Source organism: Blautia sp. DFI.6.71 (assembly GCF_020593585.1).
GTDB lineage: Bacteria > Bacillota > Clostridia > Lachnospirales > Lachnospiraceae > Blautia_A > Blautia_A wexlerae.
This window is the reverse complement of the sequence record NZ_JAJDMJ010000014.1, coordinates 20691-40232: the sequence shown is the minus strand read 5'-3', so window position 1 is coordinate 40232 and position 19542 is coordinate 20691. Positions and strand designations below refer to the sequence as shown.

Here is a 19542-nt window from a genome sequence, read left to right as displayed (position 1 = left end):
CTTTCATATTATTTTCATTTTGTCCATGGCTTAACATCAAATCAATAGCAATTCCCGTAAATAATGCATTAATTAAGAGGCCTGCTATAATTGCATCAATCCGCGCGATGTGTCTCAGGTTTCTCCGGAATCCTTCCATGATATCCGTTCTGTGCACTTTTTCCATGCTCTCTTGCAACAAAAGTCAGACGTTCACAATTCTCATCACCCGGATTATGAGTATATGCATCACAGACTGCCACCAGTTCCATTCCTGCTTTCACAATCATAGCCTTGATTGCTTCTATGGAATATGCTTTCTGTACATGTTCCTCCTCACACTTCTCATACAATCCGTCTTCTCTTGGAAGAAAAAGTGCCAGTTCATATACATTCAGGGCATTTTCCCTGTCATAACTGTTCTCCCAGATAAAGCTTCCGTCCTCTCTGTCCTCAGCAATAGTCGTATCGCCGATCACATCCCGGTATTTATGGATCGTATTCATATCAAAAATGAACAGTCCGCCCGGATCCAGATAATTATTTACCAGTGCAAAAAGATACTCCAGATCTTCCTCGTCCGTCAGATAATTCATACTGTCACAGACACTGATCACAGCACGAACCGTACCATATAACTCAAAATCCTGCATATCCTGCAAAAGATACAGAATATCATGACCGGATTCTGCCCGCTTCTCCATAGCCTCTGCAAGCATCTCCTCAGAATTATCGATACCGATCATATCATATCCGGCATCTGCAAGCATCTCTGTCACAGTACCTGTTCCACATCCCAGCTCCAGAACCAGACCATCCCTGATCCCGTCCTGAGCCAGTGTTTCTATAATATAGTCTGCCCATTCACGATAGTTTACATTATCCATGAAAACATCATAAACACCGGCAAATCTTCCATATGATTCCATTCATCAGCCCTCATTATCTACCTGTTTTACTGTTCACTCCGTTCACAGCAACACATATTTTCCCTGCTATTCTACCACAACATCCGTTCTTATGTAAATAACAGGTTGGTCTCTGTCAGCGCAAAAAAGGACGACTGTTTTTTACAGCAGCCGTCCTTTTCAACTTTTCTGTTACTGATTCTTAGGCATATAGCGGACATACGCCGGTTCTCCATGATAGTAATAGTCAACGCCATTCTCATCATAAACGTCCTCACCATTAGCAAAATCATAGGTATTTCCGTCATCATCACACCATGTACCGTCACCGTTCGGATAAATTACAAGCGGATATCCGTCGGAGTTTCTGTAAATAGTTCTTGTCTGATCTGTATCATAGTCCGGATCATCTGTTCCTACAGGTGTTCCATCTGCATAATATCCATTGGAGGAACCATCGTCATAATCATAAGATCCGTCGCTGCTGCCATCAGAAGTATAGTCTGATGAACTGTAATCTGATGAACCGCCCGATGAAGTATCACTGTAAGAACCGTCTGTGCCTGCTGAAGAACTTCCATCTGATGAACTGCCGGATGCTGTTTGGTCTGTACCTGCAGCCGCTGTTCCTGTAGTTCCTGAAGTGCCGTCCGCAGTTGTACCTGCTGTAGTTCCTGAAGTTTTTCCTGTTGCTGCTACTTTCAGTACAGAATCACCGGAAATAGTGAATGAATCAACAGAAGTCTTGATTCCTGCCAGTGCTTTCTCATCCTTTACAGAACCTGCAACACTGTAAAATTCTGTTGTATTATCTGTGAAATATTTATTTACAACATATTTATAGTCACTCTTGTCAGTGAGGTAATGAACTGTATAGCTGTAAACATTTACACCGCTGACTTCCTCTGATTTATAATCCTGGATCTCAAAATCTGTACCTTCTACAAGATTATCTGCCTTTACAAGTGCAGAGGCTGTATCCTGTGAGCTTGGAATGATCGCCACAGACATATCCTCCTCACCGGAACCATGCAGGATCAGGAGTTTGCCCTGTTTCGGTGACTCGAAGCTTAACATATCGTCAGAATCTGATTTATTCGCCCATGTCGCATCCGGAAGTTTAATGGATACTGCTTTGTTCTTAGATGTATAGGTGGTATTCTGGGCATTGGCCGGTGCAGGGGTAGGAGTTGCTTTCGCTGCTTTGGTTGGCTCCGGTGTAGGAGTTACCTGTACCACACTTGAATCCTCGTCACTGCCACCTCCAAAGTTACATGCAGTCATGGAAACAGATAATACAGTTGTTAAGGCCAATAACATTAGTACTCTTTTATTTTTCATAATATCCTCCTTAGAATAGATATATAGTCTTCAGGTAATATTTGATATCAGGTCAGGAGAGGAAACCTCTCTCTGATATTATTATAACTGTTCCGTACTTTATAAAATATGATGTCAGGGTCAAAAGATATTTTGCCCCTAACATTATATATTTTACAATTTCATTACATAGATGTCAATGTCGATTTCTCAGCCTTCTGCGATTTGCATAGTCTGTCATAACGCCATTTTTCTGCTTCATCATACCATTTATCTTTTTTTCTCTGTAACTGAGAGATTACTTGTTACTGTTCACACACCACTATCCTGAGACATACAAGCCAAAATTCCATTGCCGCAGGCAATCTGGAATGAATTTTGGCTACGTTACTGTAAACGGAGCGAACAGTAACGATTACTTTTTTATTTTTCCACTTCATACATATGCAGTTCATGAAGGGCTCTTGTTGCAGCGATATATCTCGCCTGACGCACAAGCGGGCTCTGGTCTTTCTGCGGAAATACTGCAAATACCTGATCAAATTCCAGACCTTTTGCCAGATAGAATGTCGTAACTGTAAGACCTTTCTTAAAGCTTGTGCTGTTTCTGTCCAGATAAGACAGACGTTCTTTTATATCAAATCCTTTTTCTCCCAGAATTTCTTTCAGAAGAAGCCACATATGTTCTGCTTCTTTCTCTGTACGCAGGACAACCGCTGCTGTTTCATATTCTTCTTCGCCGAGTTTCAGAGTTTCTGCAATCTCTTCCGCAGCATGGCTCATATTTGCAAATATTTTCTCCTCCACCGGAGCACCATGACGTTCAAAGAGTTCCATATCTTCAATACCCGCAAGCTGATTTGCATAAGACGCAATCTCTATGGTGTTACGGTAACTCTTATTCATAATGATCTTGTGGATATCCCTCCCGAAAATCTTCGGAAGAAATTTCAGCACATCCTGCTGTTTATCATCCATAGTCTGTGCCCGGTCACCCAGGATCGTCATTCTGCAGGAGAAAATCCTCTGCAGAATTTCATACTGAAGCCTTGAGTAATCCTGCATCTCATCTACCACCAGATGTTTGATATTGCTTCTTCCCTGCTGGCTCTGCAAACGATATTTCAGGTAAAGAACAGGATAAACATCCTCATATTTCAGCTTCCTTTTCTCATAAGAAACACGCGGAAGTCCTTTGTATCCATTTTCTTTCAGGAACTGACTGTAGATCACATAAAGATCTCTGGTCACATACAGCTTCATGAATTTCTCACGGATCAGGTCTTTCTCATCATCCGCCAGATCACGATCCCTCAGGGTTTCCACCTCGTCAATGAAATAATCTGCCACTGCATCCATTCTTGAAAGAAGCGGAAAATCCTGGAATTTAAAATAGAACAGTTCAATAATCTCTGATTCTATCTTTACAAATCCCTTATATTCCACATCTTTAAAATTCATCAGCCGGTCTTCCAGTTCCACCAGATAGCGTTCCATAAGATTTATAAATTTCATGGACTGCTTTTCCTCTGCCAAAGAAGCTTTCTGCGGAAAACGGATTCTGCGTTCAATTTCATCATAGCGGTCTTCGCAGTCAGAAACTGTATCCCGAAGCTGCTTATAAGCAAAAAGATCAAAGCTCATTTCCTTAATATTCTCTTCTCCCAGTTCAGGAAGGATATGGGAAATATAATCGGAAAACACTCCATTTGGTGACAGGATCAGAATATTGGAAGACTTCAGATTCTGTCTGTCATGGTAGAGAAGATAGGCGATCCTGTGAAGCGCCACGGAAGTTTTCCCGCTTCCTGCTGCACCCTGGATCACCATGATCCTGTCTTTGGTATTTCGGATAATGGCATTCTGCTCCTTTTGAATGGTACGGATAATGTTCTTAAGCTGTACCTCACCGTTACTTCCCAACTCTGCTTTCAGGATCTCATCATCAATCTTCACATCACTCTCAAATTCGTAGATCATTTTTCCGTTGCGGATCTTATACTGCCATTTCGAAGCAACCTCGCCATGAATCTCGCCCATGGGAGCCTCATAAGAAGCCGGTCCTTTGTCATAGTCATAAAACAGACCGCTTACCGGAGCACGCCAGTCGTATACTAATGGAATATGCCCTGCTTTCTCTGCGAAATTTCCAATTCCAATATAAAAGATCTCCGGTTCGTCCTCTCCTTCGTAAATGAAATCCACTCTTCCGAAGAATGGAGAATCTGCCATTCTGCGAAATCTCTGTTTCAAAATCAGCTGCTCTTCATTTGCGGAAATCTGGCGGAACAATGCCTGCTGATTATCATAATTCTCATAACCATACTGGTCCATCTCTGTATAATTTTCCCAGTAATACTCATGCATTCCCTCAATCTCTTTCTGGCCTTCCACCAGAGAAAGGCTGATTTCTGTGATACGTTCTTTTAATTTTTCCAGCACATAGCCCAGATATTCTCTGCCGTTTTTCTTATCTGTCATATTGTTGATATCCTCTGATATTTGCAACTGTTCAGTAACTTCACAGCTACAATACTCCTTATTATTGTTATCATTTTCTCTTATTATTATGATGATAAAATATAGTTACTGTTCACTCCGTTCCCAGCAACACGCTTCGCGATGCAGGAAATATGAACCTCCTTGTGCAATGCCCAAGGAGTATCGTTTGCTTCGCAAACTTAATTTATGCTAATCGCATAAATTCGCGCGGTATGTCTCGGGTTTTCTGTGACCTTCGCTCACAAAAAACACCTCGCGGGATATTACCAGTGAACAGTAACAAAATATATCAATTTTCGTAGATTGGTTTTTAATTATAACATATTACCCTCTTACAGAAAAGACGTAAATCCGGCAAAAATCCCTCAGCCGGTATCTGTATGATTCTATATCTTCCTGGCGAAGGAAATATCTGCATTAGCCTGAAACCAGATATATTCTCTTTCACAAATACCCCTGAGGGATTGTAACTTTATATTTTAAGCAGTTGCCTTATTCTCAAACTGGCTGTTATACAGATCAGCATAGAAACCTTTCTTAGCAAGGAGTTCTTTATGATTTCCCTGCTCGATAATATCGCCGTCTTTCATAACCAATATCAGATCTGCATCCTTGATGGTAGAAAGTCTGTGTGCAATAACAAAGCTTGTTCTTCCTTTCATCAGGTTATCCATAGCCTTCTGGATACGCACTTCGGTTCTGGTATCTACAGAGGAGGTTGCCTCATCCAGGATCAGGATCTTATTATTGGCAAGAATTGCCCTGGCAATAGTGAGAAGCTGTTTCTGTCCCTGGGAAATATTACTGGTTTCTTCATCCAGAACCATGTCATAGCCGCCCGGCTGCTGCATGATAAAGTTGTGCACATGGGCTGCCTTTGCTGCTGCGATTACCTCTTCATCTGTGGCATCCAGACGTCCGTAACGGATATTTTCCATAATGGTTCCTGAGAACAGCCAGGTATCCTGAAGCACCATACCAAACATCTCTCTCAGACTGCTTCTGTTAAAGTCTTTGATGTCATAACCGTCTACCTTAATATTTCCGCCATTGAGATCATAGAATCTCATAAGCAGTTTCACCATAGTTGTCTTTCCTGCACCTGTGGGACCTACAATTGCAATCTTCTGGCCATCCTTCACATCTGCCGAGAAGTCATTGATAATGATCTTATCCGGATTGTAGCCAAATTTTACATGCTCAAACTGTACATCTCCTGTAAGGGTATTAACATCTACAGGATTCTTCTCATTCTGGCTTTCTTCCGGCTCCTCCAGGAATTCAAATACTCGTTCGGAAGCTGCTGCTGAGGACTGTAACAGGTTGGTAACCTGTGCGATCTGCTGGATTGGCTGTGTAAAGTTACGGATGTACTGGAAGAAGGACTGGATATCACCGACTTCAATACTTTTTTGGATTACAAACACGCCGCCCAGGAGAGCTACCATTACGTATCCAAGGTTACCTACAAACTGCATGATCGGCATCATCATTCCTGAGAAGAACTGAGATTTCCATGCAGATTCATAAAGCTTCTGATTGTCTTTTTCAAATTCTTCTACTACATCATTCTCCTTGTTGAAAACTCTGACCACATTATGGCCGCCGAAATTCTCTTCAATCTGACCGTTTACTTTGCCCAGATAGCTCTGCTGATTCTGGAAATATTTCTGGGAATGCTTCATGACAGTCTGGATGATGAACATGGAAACCGGCAGGATCAGAAGTGCTGCCAGAGTCATCCACACGTTGATGGAAAGCATCATAATAAATACACCGATCAGGGTTGTCACTGATGTGATCAGCTGCGTCAGACTCTGGTTCAGACTCATCTGCAGAGTATCCACATCATTGGTAATACGGGAAAGGATCTCACCGTTTGTTCTGCTCTCATAATAATTCAGAGGCAGTCTGTTGATTTTCTTTGAAATATCTTTTCTCAGATTATAGGTAACATCATTGGAGATCCCGGACATGACAAAGCCCTGTACAAAGGAAAAGCATGCACTTAACACATATAATCCAAGTGTCCATAACAGGATCATCCCGATCTTTCCGAAGTCAATTTCACCGGTTCCGTTTACCTTGGCAACCAGACCGTTAAACAGCTCTGTGGTCGCCTTACCTAAAATCTTAGGTCCTACAATACTAAACACAGTTCCCGCTACTGCAAAAATAAACATCAGTATAAAGCGGAATTTATATCGTCCCATATAACGGAAAAGCTTAGCCATGGAGCCCTTGAAGTCTTTTGCCTTTTCGCCGGACATCATACGTCCATGTCCTCCCATAGGACCTCTTCTTCTCTGTTCGCTCATGCCAGTTCCTCCTCTGATAACTGAGATCTTGCAATCTGCTGATATACCTCACAATTTGCCATCAGTTCCTTATGAGTTCCAATACCTGCCATATGTCCGTCGTCCAGTACAATGATCTGATCTGCACCAAGGATGGTACTGATCCTCTGGGCAACGATCACAGTAGTTGCATCCTTGGTGTACTCCTTCAATGCCTTTCTTAACTGACTGTCAGTCTTAAAGTCAAGGGCAGAGAAGCTGTCATCAAAGATAAAGATTTCCGGTTCCTTTGCAATGGCTCTGGCAATGGACAGACGCTGTTTCTGTCCGCCCGAAACATTGGTACCTCCCTGTGATACAGGAGATTCATATTTCTCCGGTTTGGTATCAATAAATTCTGTAGCCTGTGCAACCTCTGCTGCTTCCTTTACCTGTGCATCAGTGATCTCCGGCTTACCATAGCGGATATTGGAATCAATGGTACCTGAGAAAAGTACACCCTTCTGCGGCACATATCCCAGCTTATCACGAAGCTCTTTCTGAGTCATGTCGCGGACATCCACACCATCCACTTTAACAGAACCCTTTGTCACATCATAGTATCTTGGGATCAGGTTGATCAGGGTACTCTTACCGCTTCCAGTACTTCCGATCACTGCGATCGTCTGACCTTTCTTTGCTTTAAAGGAAATGTCTGTCAGTACATTCTCACCTGCTTCTGGGTAAGCAAAGGATACATGGTCAAATTCGATCTCACCTTTCACACTTTCTGACGGATGTACCGGAGTTTCCGGATCCTGAATGGAAACCTCTGTTTTCAGAACCTCATCAATACGAAGCGCTGCAACATTTGCTCTCGGGAGCATAATAGACATTGCAGTGATCATCAGGAAGGACATAATGATCTGCATTGCATACTGGATGAATGCCATAACATTACCAACCTGCATGGTTCCGTTGTCTACTGCATGGGAACCACTGTAAATAATAAGTACGGATACTCCATTCATGATCAGCATCATAATAGGCATCATAAAAGTCATACATCTGTTGACAAACAGGTTTGTTTTTGTCAGATCCAGATTTGCTTTCTCAAAACGCTCTTCCTCATGCTTCTCACGGCTGAATGCGCGGATCACCGGAATACCTGTCAGGATCTCACGTGATACCAGGTTCAGTCTGTCGATCAGAGTCTGTAAGATAGTGAATTTAGGCATTGCCACCTGGAACAGCACAAAAATCACAATCAGGATCAGGCCAACTGCCACACCAAGGATCCATGTCATGGAAGAATCTGTATTCAATACCTTGATCACACCACCAATACCAAGGATCGGCGCGTACAGAACAATACGGAACATCATTGCCATAACCTGCTGTACCTGCTGCACATCATTGGTGCTTCGTGTGATCAGGGATGCTGTGGAGAATTTATGATATTCTCTGCTGGAGAAGCTCATAACCTTGCGATAAATGCTGTTTCTCAGGTCATGACCAAGTCTGCCTGCCACTCTGGCCGAAATAAATGTGACGCTGATTGCTGCCAGCATGATCACCAGAGCCATGGCAAGCATTCTGATACCTGACATCAGGATGTAATGCATCTGAATGGCATCCACATCTTTCCCCAGTGCTTCATATTCTGAAGCAACAAAGGAAACACCAGCCTGTGTCACAATAGACTCCGGCATATCTTTCAGCTTCTCATCCACCTGACTCATAATCTGCTGTACTGCTTCTTCCGGCATCTGCGCCAGCGCTGTCAGTGGGTCTGTTCCCTCCGGAAGGCCCATCTGTGCAACCATTGCCTGCCCCTGTTCACTGTCTTCGGAAAAGGCAGATACCATCATCATTGCCTTTGAGAAATCCTCATTTAAATTCTCTCTGGTTTCTTTGGAAATATCATCGTTTAATACCCAGGTATCATCCTCCTGTGTATAATTCTGTGAAACTTCCTTTTTCTGATCCTCATCCATAAAAATCTGAAGATTCTGCAAGGTTGAATCCCGAAGCTTATCCGGCACACTGTCTTCAATACCTTTCTGCTGGATACCTACATTAATGATCTTGGAGGTATAATCCGGCAGGGAAAGATCACAGTACGCCTGCAGAAACAGAAGTGCTATGATCAGGACAATGTATCCCGCTGATTTCTTCAGATATTTCATCAGTTTAATCATTGCTTGATTCCCTCTTTTCCTATTTTTAATATGTATGTCTGTTTAAACTCACGTGTCAGTTCTTTTACAGACAATATTATTTTTATCTGAACATGCTGATACAGTTTTCTCAATCTGCTCCACCATGTATTTTTCAGTTTCTACCTGTTGACAGGTATCTCCGAAATATTATCCAGAATCTGCCCAAAAAACCTTCGTAAAAGACATAGCTCTGCTTCGCTGAAATTGCTGAACATCACTTTTTCCACAGCTTTGCTTTCCTGCTGGAGCTCCTCCACGATTTTTCTTCCGTTTTCTGTCAGATATACACGCATGATGCGTTGATCTTTATCATCACGTTTCCTGCAGACAATGTCTGCTTTCTCCAGACGCTGGATACTTACATTTACAGTGGGCGGTGTTACACCCATCCGCTCTGCAATCTCCTTCTGACTGCAGCCGTTATGTCTGTATACGATCATAATGATCGGCATCTGTCCCTGTTGGATACCGATTTCCCGTATACGCTGCATACATCTCATACCATATTGGCGGTTGATCTCCATAAAGAGAGCAGGCATGCTTTTCTCTTCCCGTTTCTCTTTCTCATTCTTCTCCTCTTCCGGACACCACATAACTTCACTCCTTTCCGTCCTTTGTCCTCTTTTAGGTCTGATATTTTTTAATTAGCCCGACTAATCATATATAATATACTTTTATACAAAAAACGCAAGTGTTTTTTGTGTAATTTACAATTATTTTAGATTTAACTTTGATATTTTCAATTTAGAAACCAACATTTTTGTTTTGCCCGGCTAATTTTTTATCTCAGGTCAAATAAAACCTCCAATTGTTTTGCGGAGTTGATATAGACGGGTAATCTTTCTATCTCTGCATGACTTCTTTATAAAATTCTATAAACACATTAATTGCCGGAGACCGCCATTTATTTTTGTGGAGCAGCAACTGTGTCCATACAGTTACCGGGCAGCCGGCAACATCCAGTCTTTTAATCTGTCCGTCTTTCACATATTTCTCCGAAATAAAATCCGGAAGAAAGGAAAGCAGGCTGCTGTTTTTTACCAGTTCACATATCTGGAGCGGATTTCCGATTTCAAGAACCGGACGGATTTCCAGTGATTGGGACGCAAGGGTTTCATTCAGTATTTTTCTGTAGCTCATGGCTTGTTCTGTTAACACAAACTCATTCTGAGAAATTTCACTTAATTTCCATGAACAGCCTGCAACAGAATTATCAGCCGCTGCAATAAAATGTACCTGTTCTTCCTGTTCCGCACAAATAATAAAATCCGAATCATAAATATGCCTGTCCAGAGTAAAAACCAGATCTGTTTCGTTCTTCCGCAATTTATCAAACATCTGCTCTGTACCGTTTTCTGTTATCTCCACTTTTATTTCCGGATACTGATGATGAAAACGCAGAAAATCATTTTTAAAATATCTGCTGCAGACAGAACTGGACATAGACAACCGGATCTCGCCTTCAATGCTTTCAGCCGAATTCAGCGAATCAAGCATTTTCGCCTGTGCCTTCAGAATATTTCGAGCCTGCTGCAAAACTAAAACTCCCTTTTCCGTAAGATTGATTTTATGATAATAACGGTCAAACAGCCTGACATCAAGCTCCTTTTCCAGTTGTTTAATCTGTGAAGAAACTGTAGACTGCGTATATCCCAGTTCCTTTGCAGCAGCCGAAAATCCTGAATATTCACATACTGCAATAAAAGTTTTTAACACATTTGTATCCATTTCTCGTTCCTTTCCCATATTTTTTTCAATATTTTCCCATCAAAACGCAGAAGCGTTATTTTTCTTATACAAACGATATTTTCAATAATATACAACAAAACAATTAATTTTACAAATATTGTTTTTTATCTTATAATATCCCTTATATGAACTTCTGAAGGGAGCGTTATCTTATGAAACGTGAACAGCTTGGAAGCCGGCTTGGCTTCATTATGCTTTCCGCCGGCTGCGCCATTGGCTGCGGAAATGTATGGAAATTCCCGTGGATGTGCGGGCAAAATGGCGGCGGCAGCTTTATGCTGATCTATCTTCTGTGTCTGGTCATCCTGGGAATCCCGGCTCTTGTGTTGGAATTTTCCATCGGAAGAGCGGCTCAGACAAGTCCCCTTTTCATGTACCGTAAGCTGGAAAAGCCAGGACAGAAATGGGGGATTTTCGGTTGGTTCTGTCTGCTTGGCAACATTGCCCTGATGGCATTTTATACTGTTGTCTGCGGCTGGATCATTTATTATTTTGTACAGTTTCTCAGAGGTAAAAATGGTTCACTGGGATTTTCAGCCATGATCTCCTCTCCCTCTGTGAATGTATTCTTCTTACTGGTCACTGTAGTCATTGCATTTTTCATCCTTTCCTTCAATCTTCAGGGAGGACTGGAGCGTGTGACAAAATATATGATGTCTGCACTGCTGGTACTGATGCTTGCTCTCGCTGTACACAGTCTTTTTCTGAAAGGCTCTGGTGAGGGAATGACCTTTTATCTGAAACCGGATTTCTCAAAGATTGATGGTTCGGTGATCGTAGGGGCAATGAACCAGGCATTCTTTACTTTATCTACAGGTATGGGTGGCATGGCTATCTTTGGCAGCTATATTGGCAAAGAGCATTCTCTAATGGGGGAAGCTATTCATGTGATCACACTGGACACACTGGTTGCTTTTCTGGCAGGAGTTATTATTTTCCCTGCATGCTTTACCTTTAATCTGGAAGTAAATGCAGGTCCGAGCCTTCTGTTTGATACAATGGCAGCAGTTTTTAACAACATGTCCGGAGGTCGCATCTGGGGTTCCTTATTCTTCCTGTTCATGGTATTTGCAGCCATGTCAACAGTTCTGGGAGTGTGCGAAAACATCCTGGCAATGATACGTGAGCTTACCGGCTGGTCTCGTCCAAAAGGCAGCGTGGTCTGCGGCACAGGTGTTTTTCTTCTGGCACTTACCACAGCCCTTGGTTTCAGCGTTTTCCACTTCCAGCCATTTGCCGAAGGAACTACCTGGCTTGATTTCTGGGATTTTATTGTTTCCAACAATATTTTACCCCTTGGCTCTCTCATCCTTGCACTCTTCTGCTGTAATAAGTTCGGCTGGGGATGGGATAACTTTATCAAAGAGAGCAATACCGGTAAGGGTTTAAAGGTACAGAGCTGGATGAAACCGCTCTTCCGATTTGTACTTCCGATTATAATTGCCTTTATCTATATTTATGGAATGTTCACATTCAACTGGAAATAAAAAAATAAGCTCTGTGGATTTTTCTTTTATCCACAGAGCTTATTTTCTTTGTCAGGCGGATATTCACAATCCGCTCCGCAATTTACTTGATTCGGTTAAATCAGACAGATAAATCTCCCTCTGATCAGCGAACCTTCTGATCCAGCATTCTCCGGATCAGCTCAATGGTATCCTTCAGTCCATAGTTGGCACTGTTGATACACAAATCATAATTCTCCGGTTTTCCCCATTTCTCACCGGTATAAAATTCATAATATTTCTTATGCTGCTTATCCATCTGCTTCAGAAAACGTACTGCCTGTTTCAGATTCATATTACGGATATCCATAACGTGCTGCACACGAACCTGAAACGGAGCACTGATAAACAGACTGATATGAGGAATATGATTATTCTTAAGAATCGCATCTGCGCAACGTCCCATGATCACGCAGTCTTCACTCTTTGCCAGTTCACAGATCAGATCACTCATATTGAAAAATACTGCGTCCTGCTTCGGAAGTCCATGATAACGATTGAATTCCCTGAACCAGGTTTTCAGATCTGTGTGTTTTTTCTTTCTGTATTTATCAAATCCTTCAAAATTACCAGTATCACTGACTACACTTTTATCTGCCTGCAGACGCTTCATAACCTGATCAAAAATTTCTGCATCATAATAGTTGATCTGAAGCTGATCCGCCAGTTCAAATCCGATATCATTACCGCCACTTCCCTGTGTACGGCTGATACAGATGATCAAATGATCATTTTCGGAAATCTCATTCTGGCGTCTTGCGATCAGATTATTCAGACTGATACGTTCTTTATCTACAATATCTGTCTGTCCAAATGTATCCGGAAGACTTTCAATCTCTTTCAGAATACTGTCATACTCTATCATAAGACGTCTTCTCTCGCTCTTATCCCTGATGGTACGGGCCATGTTACTGATCAGCGCCAGTTCACTTCTGAGCAGATGTCCGTCCGGCTTGGTATACATCAGCGCTGCCAGATGACGGAGAGTTGTTTCTTTTTGTCCTGTAAATGTACGTCCCAGAGAGGAACCCACACATTTATAAACTTCTTCGTCCAGGTTATAAATGCGTATTGCAAGTTCTTTACATTTTTCCTGATTATCCTGCATAATGATCCTCCCTCCTTATAAAAAGAATACAAACATATCGATAATAAACACCGGAACCAGAAATGCAACAGACCACAACATATATCCGAAGAATGACGGCATCTTCACACCATTCTCATCAGAGATTGCCTTTACCATAAAGTTTGGGGCATTTCCGATATAAGTGTTGGCACCCATGAATACCGCACCACAGGAAATGGCAGACAGAATCTTGGTAGGTACAGTTCCCAGTGTGGTTGTGATTCCATTTGTAAATGCCAGCGTTCCTGCTGTTGTAAGGAATACCAGATAAGTAGGTGTGTTATCCAGGAAACTGGAAAGCGCACCGGTTGCCCAGAACATCTCTGCTGGTTCAGTAACTCCCAGATTCGGCCCTACAGCTTTCAGAAGCATCAATGCAGGCTGCATGGTGATAAAGATACCGATAAATAAAACCGCAACCTCCTGGATCGCCCCCCAGGTAAAATGGTTTCTGATACGGATCTGCTTATCTGTTGTCTTAAAGGAAAGAAAAGCAGCAAGCAGAATGATCACGATTTCGATCAGAGCCGGGAATGTCAGGGTTACTTCTCCAAAGAGATGAATGCCTCTTACATTGCCTGCGGCATCCTGGAATGCGGACATTCCCGGAAGTACACCGCTTAAGATTACCGCGCCAACGATCATCACAAGGAAGATGATATTGTGCAGTCCATCCAGACGGAACTGAGTACCCGGTTTACGGATATCCGGTTTACGTCCATTTGCAATATCCTTTCTGTAGGAACGTTTATCAATCTGATAAAATACAAACAGCAAAATGACCATATTAAAGATCAGTACAGGGAACAGATGCAGGCTCCAGAAGAAAGGAACACCTCGCATAAATCCCATTAACAGCGGCGGATCTCCGATTGGTGTAAGACATCCACCCATATTGGAAACCATGAAGATAAAGAAGATCATAATATGTCCTTTTCTCTTTCTCCATGAATTCATTTTAATTACCGGACGTACCATCAGCATACTGGCACCGGTGGTACCGATACAGCTTGCCAGAAAAGTTCCCAGTGCAAGCAGACCTACATTAACACGGGGGGAACCTGCGAAATCACCCTCCATGGTAATATTACCTGATACGCAGAACAGACCGAATAACAGAATGATAAATGTAAGATAATCATTCACAATACAGTCCAGAACTGTCTCTGCAGTCTTTCCGGCTCCATAAACGAAAGCAAATGGAACCACCATCAGAATGATCCATAAGGCAACAACCAGTGGCTGATGAGACTCCCACCACTCCGCTTTTACCAGAGGCATCACTGCAATACATAACAAAAGCCCTGCAAAGGGAATGCAAAGCCATACAGGTACTGTAGATGGTGCTTTACTGCCTTCTGCCGCAAATACACTCAACGGACAAGCCAGAAGAACTGCAAAAAAAGCACCCAGTACGGTCACCAACTTTTTCAAAACTGCCACCTCCATATTGTATTTTCGTACAGCGCGACTATCATTCAGGAGATTTTTTTCATATACGTGTTTCTTCCTATTTAATATGCGCTTGTTTTTTACAGATGCAATTATATCATACAGCATACAAAAATCAATTGTGTGGATAGTGAATATTTACACTTTATTTCCTGTTTTTTTATACATTTTTTACATATTCCCTGATTATTTTCGTTTATATTTTAACGATTTAATCTTTATTACTGACATTTTTTTGTACTGCCTTATCTATTTTTTAAAATTGTACTGATTTTGAAACACATGACCCAATAACTGCTCCGCAGTTTATCACTTTTTTGCAATTAAAGCAGGGATCTTTCTTATATGCAATACGAAAAATGCTCCCCGACAGCAATTCCCGCTGTCAGAGAGCATTTCGCATATTTCTTATATGAACTGATTGGTTGCTTCATCATACTCATAGTCGATGGAATGCATCTTCGCCACCAGTTCGTCTTTCTTCAATCCTCTGCATGTGCAGAGTGCTTCCAGGGAATCATAGTAATCCCTGAGCTGAGTATTCACATAACTCAGCAGAATCATTGGATCTTTGGGTATCATTTAGTTTCCGTCCTTTACCGTAACAATGAATTCCCCATTCTGAACATCCAGCACCAGAGTATCACCTGCGTGAACATCTCCGGACAAAATCTTTCGTGCCGCAAGAGTCTCTACATATTTCTGCAGATAACGTTTCAGCGGACGTGCACCATATACCGGGTCATAGCCATTCTCGATAACCTGATTCTTGGCTGCATCTGTCAGTTCCAGGGAAAGCTCCTGGTCTGCAAGACGTTTGTCAAGCTCGCCGACCATCAAGTCTACTATCTTACCAATATTGGATTTTGTCAAGGGCTTGAACATAATTATTTCATCCAGACGGTTCAGGAATTCCGGACGGAAATGACCTCTCAGGTCATCCATAACCTGGCTCTGAGCCTCAGGTTTGATCTCACCATTCTCATCAATACCATCCAGCAGATACGGAGAACCGATGTTGGAAGTCATGATAAGAATTGTATTCTTAAAGTCAACAGTACGTCCCTGAGAATCTGTGATACGGCCATCATCCAGTACCTGTAACAGTACGTTAAACACATCCGGATGTGCTTTCTCAATCTCATCGAAAAGTACAACACTGTATGGTTTACGGCGGACTGCCTCAGTAAGCTGGCCACCCTCCTCATATCCTACATATCCCGGAGGCGCTCCGATCAGTCTGGATACAGAATACTTCTCCATGTACTCACTCATATCAATTCTGACCATATTCTGTTCATTATCAAACAGATTCTCTGCCAGAGTTTTGGCAAGTTCTGTCTTACCTACACCTGTAGGACCAAGGAACAGGAAGGAACCGATAGGTTTGGTCGGATCCTTGATGCCGGCTTTGGAACGAAGGATTGCATCTGTAACCCTCTTCACACCTTCATCCTGACCTACAACTCTCTTGTGAAGCTGATCTTCCAGAGTGAGGAGTTTGGCTCTCTCGCCTTCTGTCAGTCTTGTTACAGGAATACCGGTCCATCTGGAAATAATCCTTGCGATTTCATCATCAGTGACTGCCTCATGAACCAGACTTCTGTCACTTTCTTTGACACTCTTTTCTTCGATTTCCAGCTGCTGCTGTAATTTCGGAAGTTCGCCGTACTGTAACTGTGCAGCCTTCTCCAGATCATAATTCTGTTTTGCTTTCTGAATCTGCTTATTCACATCCTCGATCTGCTCACGAAGCTTCTGTAATTTCTCTACAGAATGCTTCTCATTATCCCACTGTGCTTTCTGTGTATTAAAGGTATCACGAAGCTCTGCCAGCTCCTTCTGAAGTGTTTCCAGACGTTCCTTACTCAGGTTATCTGTCTCTTTCTTCAGTGCAGATTCCTCAATCTCCAGCTGCATGATCTTACGGCGCTGTTCATCCAGCTCTGAAGGCATAGAATCCAGCTCTGTCTTAATCAGGGCACAGGCCTCATCCACCAGGTCAATGGCCTTATCAGGAAGAAAACGGTCTGTGATATATCTATGTGAAAGTGTAGCTGCTGCAACCAGTGCACTGTCTGTGATCTTAACACCATGGAAGACCTCATATCTCTCCTTCAGACCACGAAGGATGGAAATGGTATCCTCCACTGTGGGCTCATCCACCATAACAGGCTGGAAACGACGTTCCAGAGCCGCATCTTTCTCAATATACTGACGATACTCATCCAGAGTTGTGGCACCGATACAGTGAAGCTCACCTCTGGCAAGCATAGGTTTCAGCATATTGCTGGCATCCATAGCTCCGTCTGTCTTACCTGCACCAACAATCAGATGTAACTCATCAATGAAAAGAATAATGTTTCCTTCACTCTTCTTTACTTCTTCAAGGACTGCTTTCAGACGTTCCTCAAACTCACCTCTGTATTTGGCACCTGCTACCAGAGCACCCATGTCCAGGGCAAAAATCTTCTTATCCTTCAGACCTTCCGGCACATCCTCTGCCACGATTCGCTGTGCAAGACCCTCGATTGCTGCTGTTTTACCTACACCAGGCTCACCGATAAGCACAGGATTGTTCTTGGTCTTACGTGAAAGGATTCTGATGATATTACGGATTTCTTCATCACGTCCGATCACAGGATCCAGCTTCTGGTTACGTGCCTTTTCGACTAAATCCTCGCCATATTTATTCAAAGTATCATAAGTAGCTTCCGGATTGTCACTGACTACACGCTGATTGCCTCGTACTGTAGAAAGTGCCTGCAGGAAACGCTCCTTAGTAATGCCAAATTCCTGAAACAGCTTCTTCATGCTCGGGCTTGGATATCTCAACAAGGCAAGGAATAAATGCTCTACAGAGACATATTCATCTCCCATTGCCTTGGCTTCATCCTCTGCACTGACCAGAGCCTTGTTCAGATACTGTCCGAAACGAAGCTCACCGCCAGATACCTTAACCCTGGCATCCAGTGCCTGATTCAGAGAATTTCTGAAATAATCCTTATCTATCTCCATCTTCTCGATCAGTTTAAGAATCAGGCTGTCTTCCTGTTCCAGCAGAGCATATAAAAGATGCTCCTCTTCAATCTCCTGGTTGCCAAACTGATAAGCAACCTTCTCCAGATCCTGGACAGCCTGTACGGATTTCTGTGTAAATTTACTGATATTCATAGGCTAACCCTCCTCTTATATGAGAAATATCTCTCCCGAAGGAGAAATATGTTGTTTTCTTTGTTCTGCATGTAATATAACACACGTTATTAGCACTGTCAAGAGGTGAGTGCTAATTATTTTGTAAAAATTTTGTTAATCCTTGATTTTATGGGCTTCACAGGGATTTTTCACTTGCTTTCGCACTCGTTTTTCTTGATTTGACCACATTTTTACCACAAATTCCTGGAAAAATATATTCGTCTGATTTTCTTACCACATTTTACGACAACAACTTATGGTTTATACCACAGCAGGTACAGTTTCTGGTAGGTTCATTTTAGACATCTCATTCTCCACGTGAGACTTCTCTGCAATATGATTGTAGATATTCACTGTGATCTGTGCATCTGAATGTTCTTCGCTCCGCTACGGTCGGTGCTAAACGGATGTCCACTGGACATCCAGCACCCCCTCACATACTGCATAACTTTGGGATTGACATTGTTCTCACCCAATCTGGTACATCCCGTATGACGAAGAGTATGTGGATGTGTCAAGTATAGTATAGGACAAGATGCAGTTAGCAGAATATGAAGTTCGACAGGGAAAACACCTGTCCTTCCGTGCACCGGAACATAAAAACTTCACTTATATGAAATCTCTTGGAAGCTATTATTCAGAAGAAAATGTCCGCATCCGTCTGGCAAAAAATCGTAACAAAGTAAAAGTTCCAAGGCATCTGTCCAGAGAAGCTCGCCTGTATATCAATATCTCCACGTATGTTACAACCGGCAATCGAGAAGGATTTGAACGTTGGGCAAAGCTCAATAATTTAAAAGAATCCGCACGCACTTTTAATTATCTTTCGGAAAATAACCTTCTGAACTATGAGGATTTCCAACAGCATATGGAAGATGTCTCAAATGCCCTCCTTGCGTCAGATCAAAAGCTTGCAGAAATCAATGCAGAAATCACCAAACAAAAAGTAATACAAAAGCATTGTGACAGCTATCGTATTTGTAGAAAAGTCATTGAGAATGGGATAAAAGCTTCAAATCCCAAATCCTATAAATCCAAACATCAATCAGAATATCAACTGCATGATACTCTGAAACAAAAGTTACAGGAACTGGGCATTTCCAAGCTACCATCAAAAGAACGGCAAAGCTCCAAAATCTCAAATCTGGAAAATGAACGTTGATTATTCCGGGGCTCTTTGAGCCACCTGCCGCACCGTAATATTCAAACGTTCTACAGTTATTCATGAAAAGCAGGATCTGCAAAAACGCCAATCTACTTTGCAGATCATTCGGGAGAATTTTGACCTCTCTTTATTAGCCTCCC

General features: G+C 42.3%; 13 protein-coding genes. 2 read left to right on the top strand and 11 right to left on the bottom strand.

Annotated elements, in window-relative coordinates:
• Nucleotides 1-95: 95 nt before the first annotated feature.
• The 7 genes from LJE12_RS08185 to LJE12_RS08155 form a co-directional block, all read right to left on the bottom strand.
• Nucleotides 96-908 (bottom strand): class I SAM-dependent DNA methyltransferase, encoded by an 813-nt coding sequence (locus tag LJE12_RS08185; protein WP_055052582.1) that lies wholly within the window; start codon nt 906-908, stop codon nt 96-98.
• A 171-nt stretch (nt 909-1079) separates the two neighbouring features.
• On the bottom strand, nt 1080-2228 hold the full coding sequence (locus tag LJE12_RS08180) for a hypothetical protein (RefSeq protein ID WP_195303081.1): 1149 nt from the start codon (nt 2226-2228) through the stop codon (nt 1080-1082).
• Nucleotides 2229-2630: 402 nt separating this feature from the next.
• On the bottom strand, nt 2631-4688 hold the full coding sequence (locus LJE12_RS08175) for a HelD family protein (protein WP_227226530.1): 2058 nt from the start codon (nt 4686-4688) through the stop codon (nt 2631-2633).
• A gap of 500 nt (nt 4689-5188) precedes the next feature.
• Entirely contained in the window at nt 5189-7027 is a 1839-nt protein-coding gene (locus tag LJE12_RS08170) for an ABC transporter ATP-binding protein (protein ID WP_227292172.1), read from the bottom strand.
• The gene (locus LJE12_RS08165) at nt 7024-9186 is read right to left on the bottom strand and encodes an ABC transporter ATP-binding protein (RefSeq protein WP_008706649.1); all 2163 of its coding nucleotides are present in this window, start codon (nt 9184-9186) and stop codon (nt 7024-7026) included. The genes LJE12_RS08170 and LJE12_RS08165 overlap by 4 nt, the downstream gene beginning before the upstream one ends.
• A gap of 140 nt (nt 9187-9326) precedes the next feature.
• Nucleotides 9327-9800 carry a MarR family winged helix-turn-helix transcriptional regulator gene (locus LJE12_RS08160; RefSeq protein ID WP_227292170.1) on the bottom strand — a complete coding sequence of 158 codons (474 nt, stop codon included), beginning with the start codon at nt 9798-9800 and terminating at the stop codon, nt 9327-9329.
• Between the two features lie 250 nt (nt 9801-10050).
• Nucleotides 10051-10935, bottom strand: a complete 885-nt coding sequence (locus LJE12_RS08155) for a LysR family transcriptional regulator (protein ID WP_055052619.1) — start codon at nt 10933-10935, stop codon at nt 10051-10053.
• A 173-nt stretch (nt 10936-11108) separates the two neighbouring features.
• Here LJE12_RS08155 and LJE12_RS08150 point away from each other — a divergent pair, with 173 nt between their 5' ends.
• Nucleotides 11109-12443: a sodium-dependent transporter gene (locus LJE12_RS08150; protein WP_118509247.1), complete on the top strand. Its 1335-nt coding sequence runs from the start codon at nt 11109-11111 to the stop codon at nt 12441-12443.
• A 124-nt stretch (nt 12444-12567) separates the two neighbouring features.
• Here the strand turns inward: LJE12_RS08150 and LJE12_RS08145 are convergent, their stop codons facing one another.
• The 4 genes from LJE12_RS08145 to clpB all read right to left on the bottom strand — a co-directional run bounded on the left by LJE12_RS08145 (nt 12568) and on the right by clpB (nt 18216).
• Nucleotides 12568-13569, bottom strand: a complete 1002-nt coding sequence (locus tag LJE12_RS08145) for a cytidylate kinase-like family protein (protein ID WP_227292169.1) — start codon at nt 13567-13569, stop codon at nt 12568-12570.
• 15 nt (nt 13570-13584) lie between these two features.
• On the bottom strand, nt 13585-15024 hold the full coding sequence (locus LJE12_RS08140; RefSeq protein ID WP_227292167.1) for a sodium:proton antiporter: 1440 nt from the start codon (nt 15022-15024) through the stop codon (nt 13585-13587).
• A 426-nt stretch (nt 15025-15450) separates the two neighbouring features.
• Entirely contained in the window at nt 15451-15624 is a 174-nt protein-coding gene (locus tag LJE12_RS08135) for a DUF4250 domain-containing protein (RefSeq protein ID WP_008706656.1), read from the bottom strand.
• Nucleotides 15625-18216, bottom strand: a complete 2592-nt coding sequence (gene clpB, locus LJE12_RS08130) for an ATP-dependent chaperone ClpB (RefSeq protein ID WP_227292165.1) — start codon at nt 18214-18216, stop codon at nt 15625-15627. It abuts the gene before it with no gap.
• A gap of 556 nt (nt 18217-18772) precedes the next feature.
• On the opposite strand from clpB, the gene LJE12_RS08125 reads away from it, so the two are divergent.
• Nucleotides 18773-19399: a hypothetical protein gene (locus tag LJE12_RS08125; RefSeq protein ID WP_227292164.1), complete on the top strand. Its 627-nt coding sequence runs from the start codon at nt 18773-18775 to the stop codon at nt 19397-19399.
• Nucleotides 19400-19542: the final 143 nt, after the last annotated feature.

What these genes read in the sequence shown, in the direction of transcription:
- LJE12_RS08185 (WP_055052582.1), bottom strand. Translation starts at nt 908, where the DNA reads ATGGAATCATATGGAAGATTTGCCGGTGTTTATGATGTTTTCATGGAT.
- LJE12_RS08180 (WP_195303081.1), bottom strand. Translation starts at nt 2,228, where the DNA reads ATGAAAAATAAAAGAGTACTAATGTTATTGGCCTTAACAACTGTATTA.
- LJE12_RS08175 (WP_227226530.1), bottom strand. Translation starts at nt 4,688, where the DNA reads ATGACAGATAAGAAAAACGGCAGAGAATATCTGGGCTATGTGCTGGAA.
- LJE12_RS08170 (WP_227292172.1), bottom strand. Translation starts at nt 7,027, where the DNA reads ATGAGCGAACAGAGAAGAAGAGGTCCTATGGGAGGACATGGACGTATG.
- LJE12_RS08165 (WP_008706649.1), bottom strand. Translation starts at nt 9,186, where the DNA reads ATGATTAAACTGATGAAATATCTGAAGAAATCAGCGGGATACATTGTC.
- LJE12_RS08160 (WP_227292170.1), bottom strand. Translation starts at nt 9,800, where the DNA reads ATGTGGTGTCCGGAAGAGGAGAAGAATGAGAAAGAGAAACGGGAAGAG.
- LJE12_RS08155 (WP_055052619.1), bottom strand. Translation starts at nt 10,935, where the DNA reads ATGGATACAAATGTGTTAAAAACTTTTATTGCAGTATGTGAATATTCA.
- LJE12_RS08150 (WP_118509247.1), top strand. Translation starts at nt 11,109, where the DNA reads ATGAAACGTGAACAGCTTGGAAGCCGGCTTGGCTTCATTATGCTTTCC.
- LJE12_RS08145 (WP_227292169.1), bottom strand. Translation starts at nt 13,569, where the DNA reads ATGCAGGATAATCAGGAAAAATGTAAAGAACTTGCAATACGCATTTAT.
- LJE12_RS08135 (WP_008706656.1), bottom strand. Translation starts at nt 15,624, where the DNA reads ATGATACCCAAAGATCCAATGATTCTGCTGAGTTATGTGAATACTCAG.
- clpB (WP_227292165.1), bottom strand. Translation starts at nt 18,216, where the DNA reads ATGAATATCAGTAAATTTACACAGAAATCCGTACAGGCTGTCCAGGAT.
- LJE12_RS08125 (WP_227292164.1), top strand. Translation starts at nt 18,773, where the DNA reads ATGCAGTTAGCAGAATATGAAGTTCGACAGGGAAAACACCTGTCCTTC.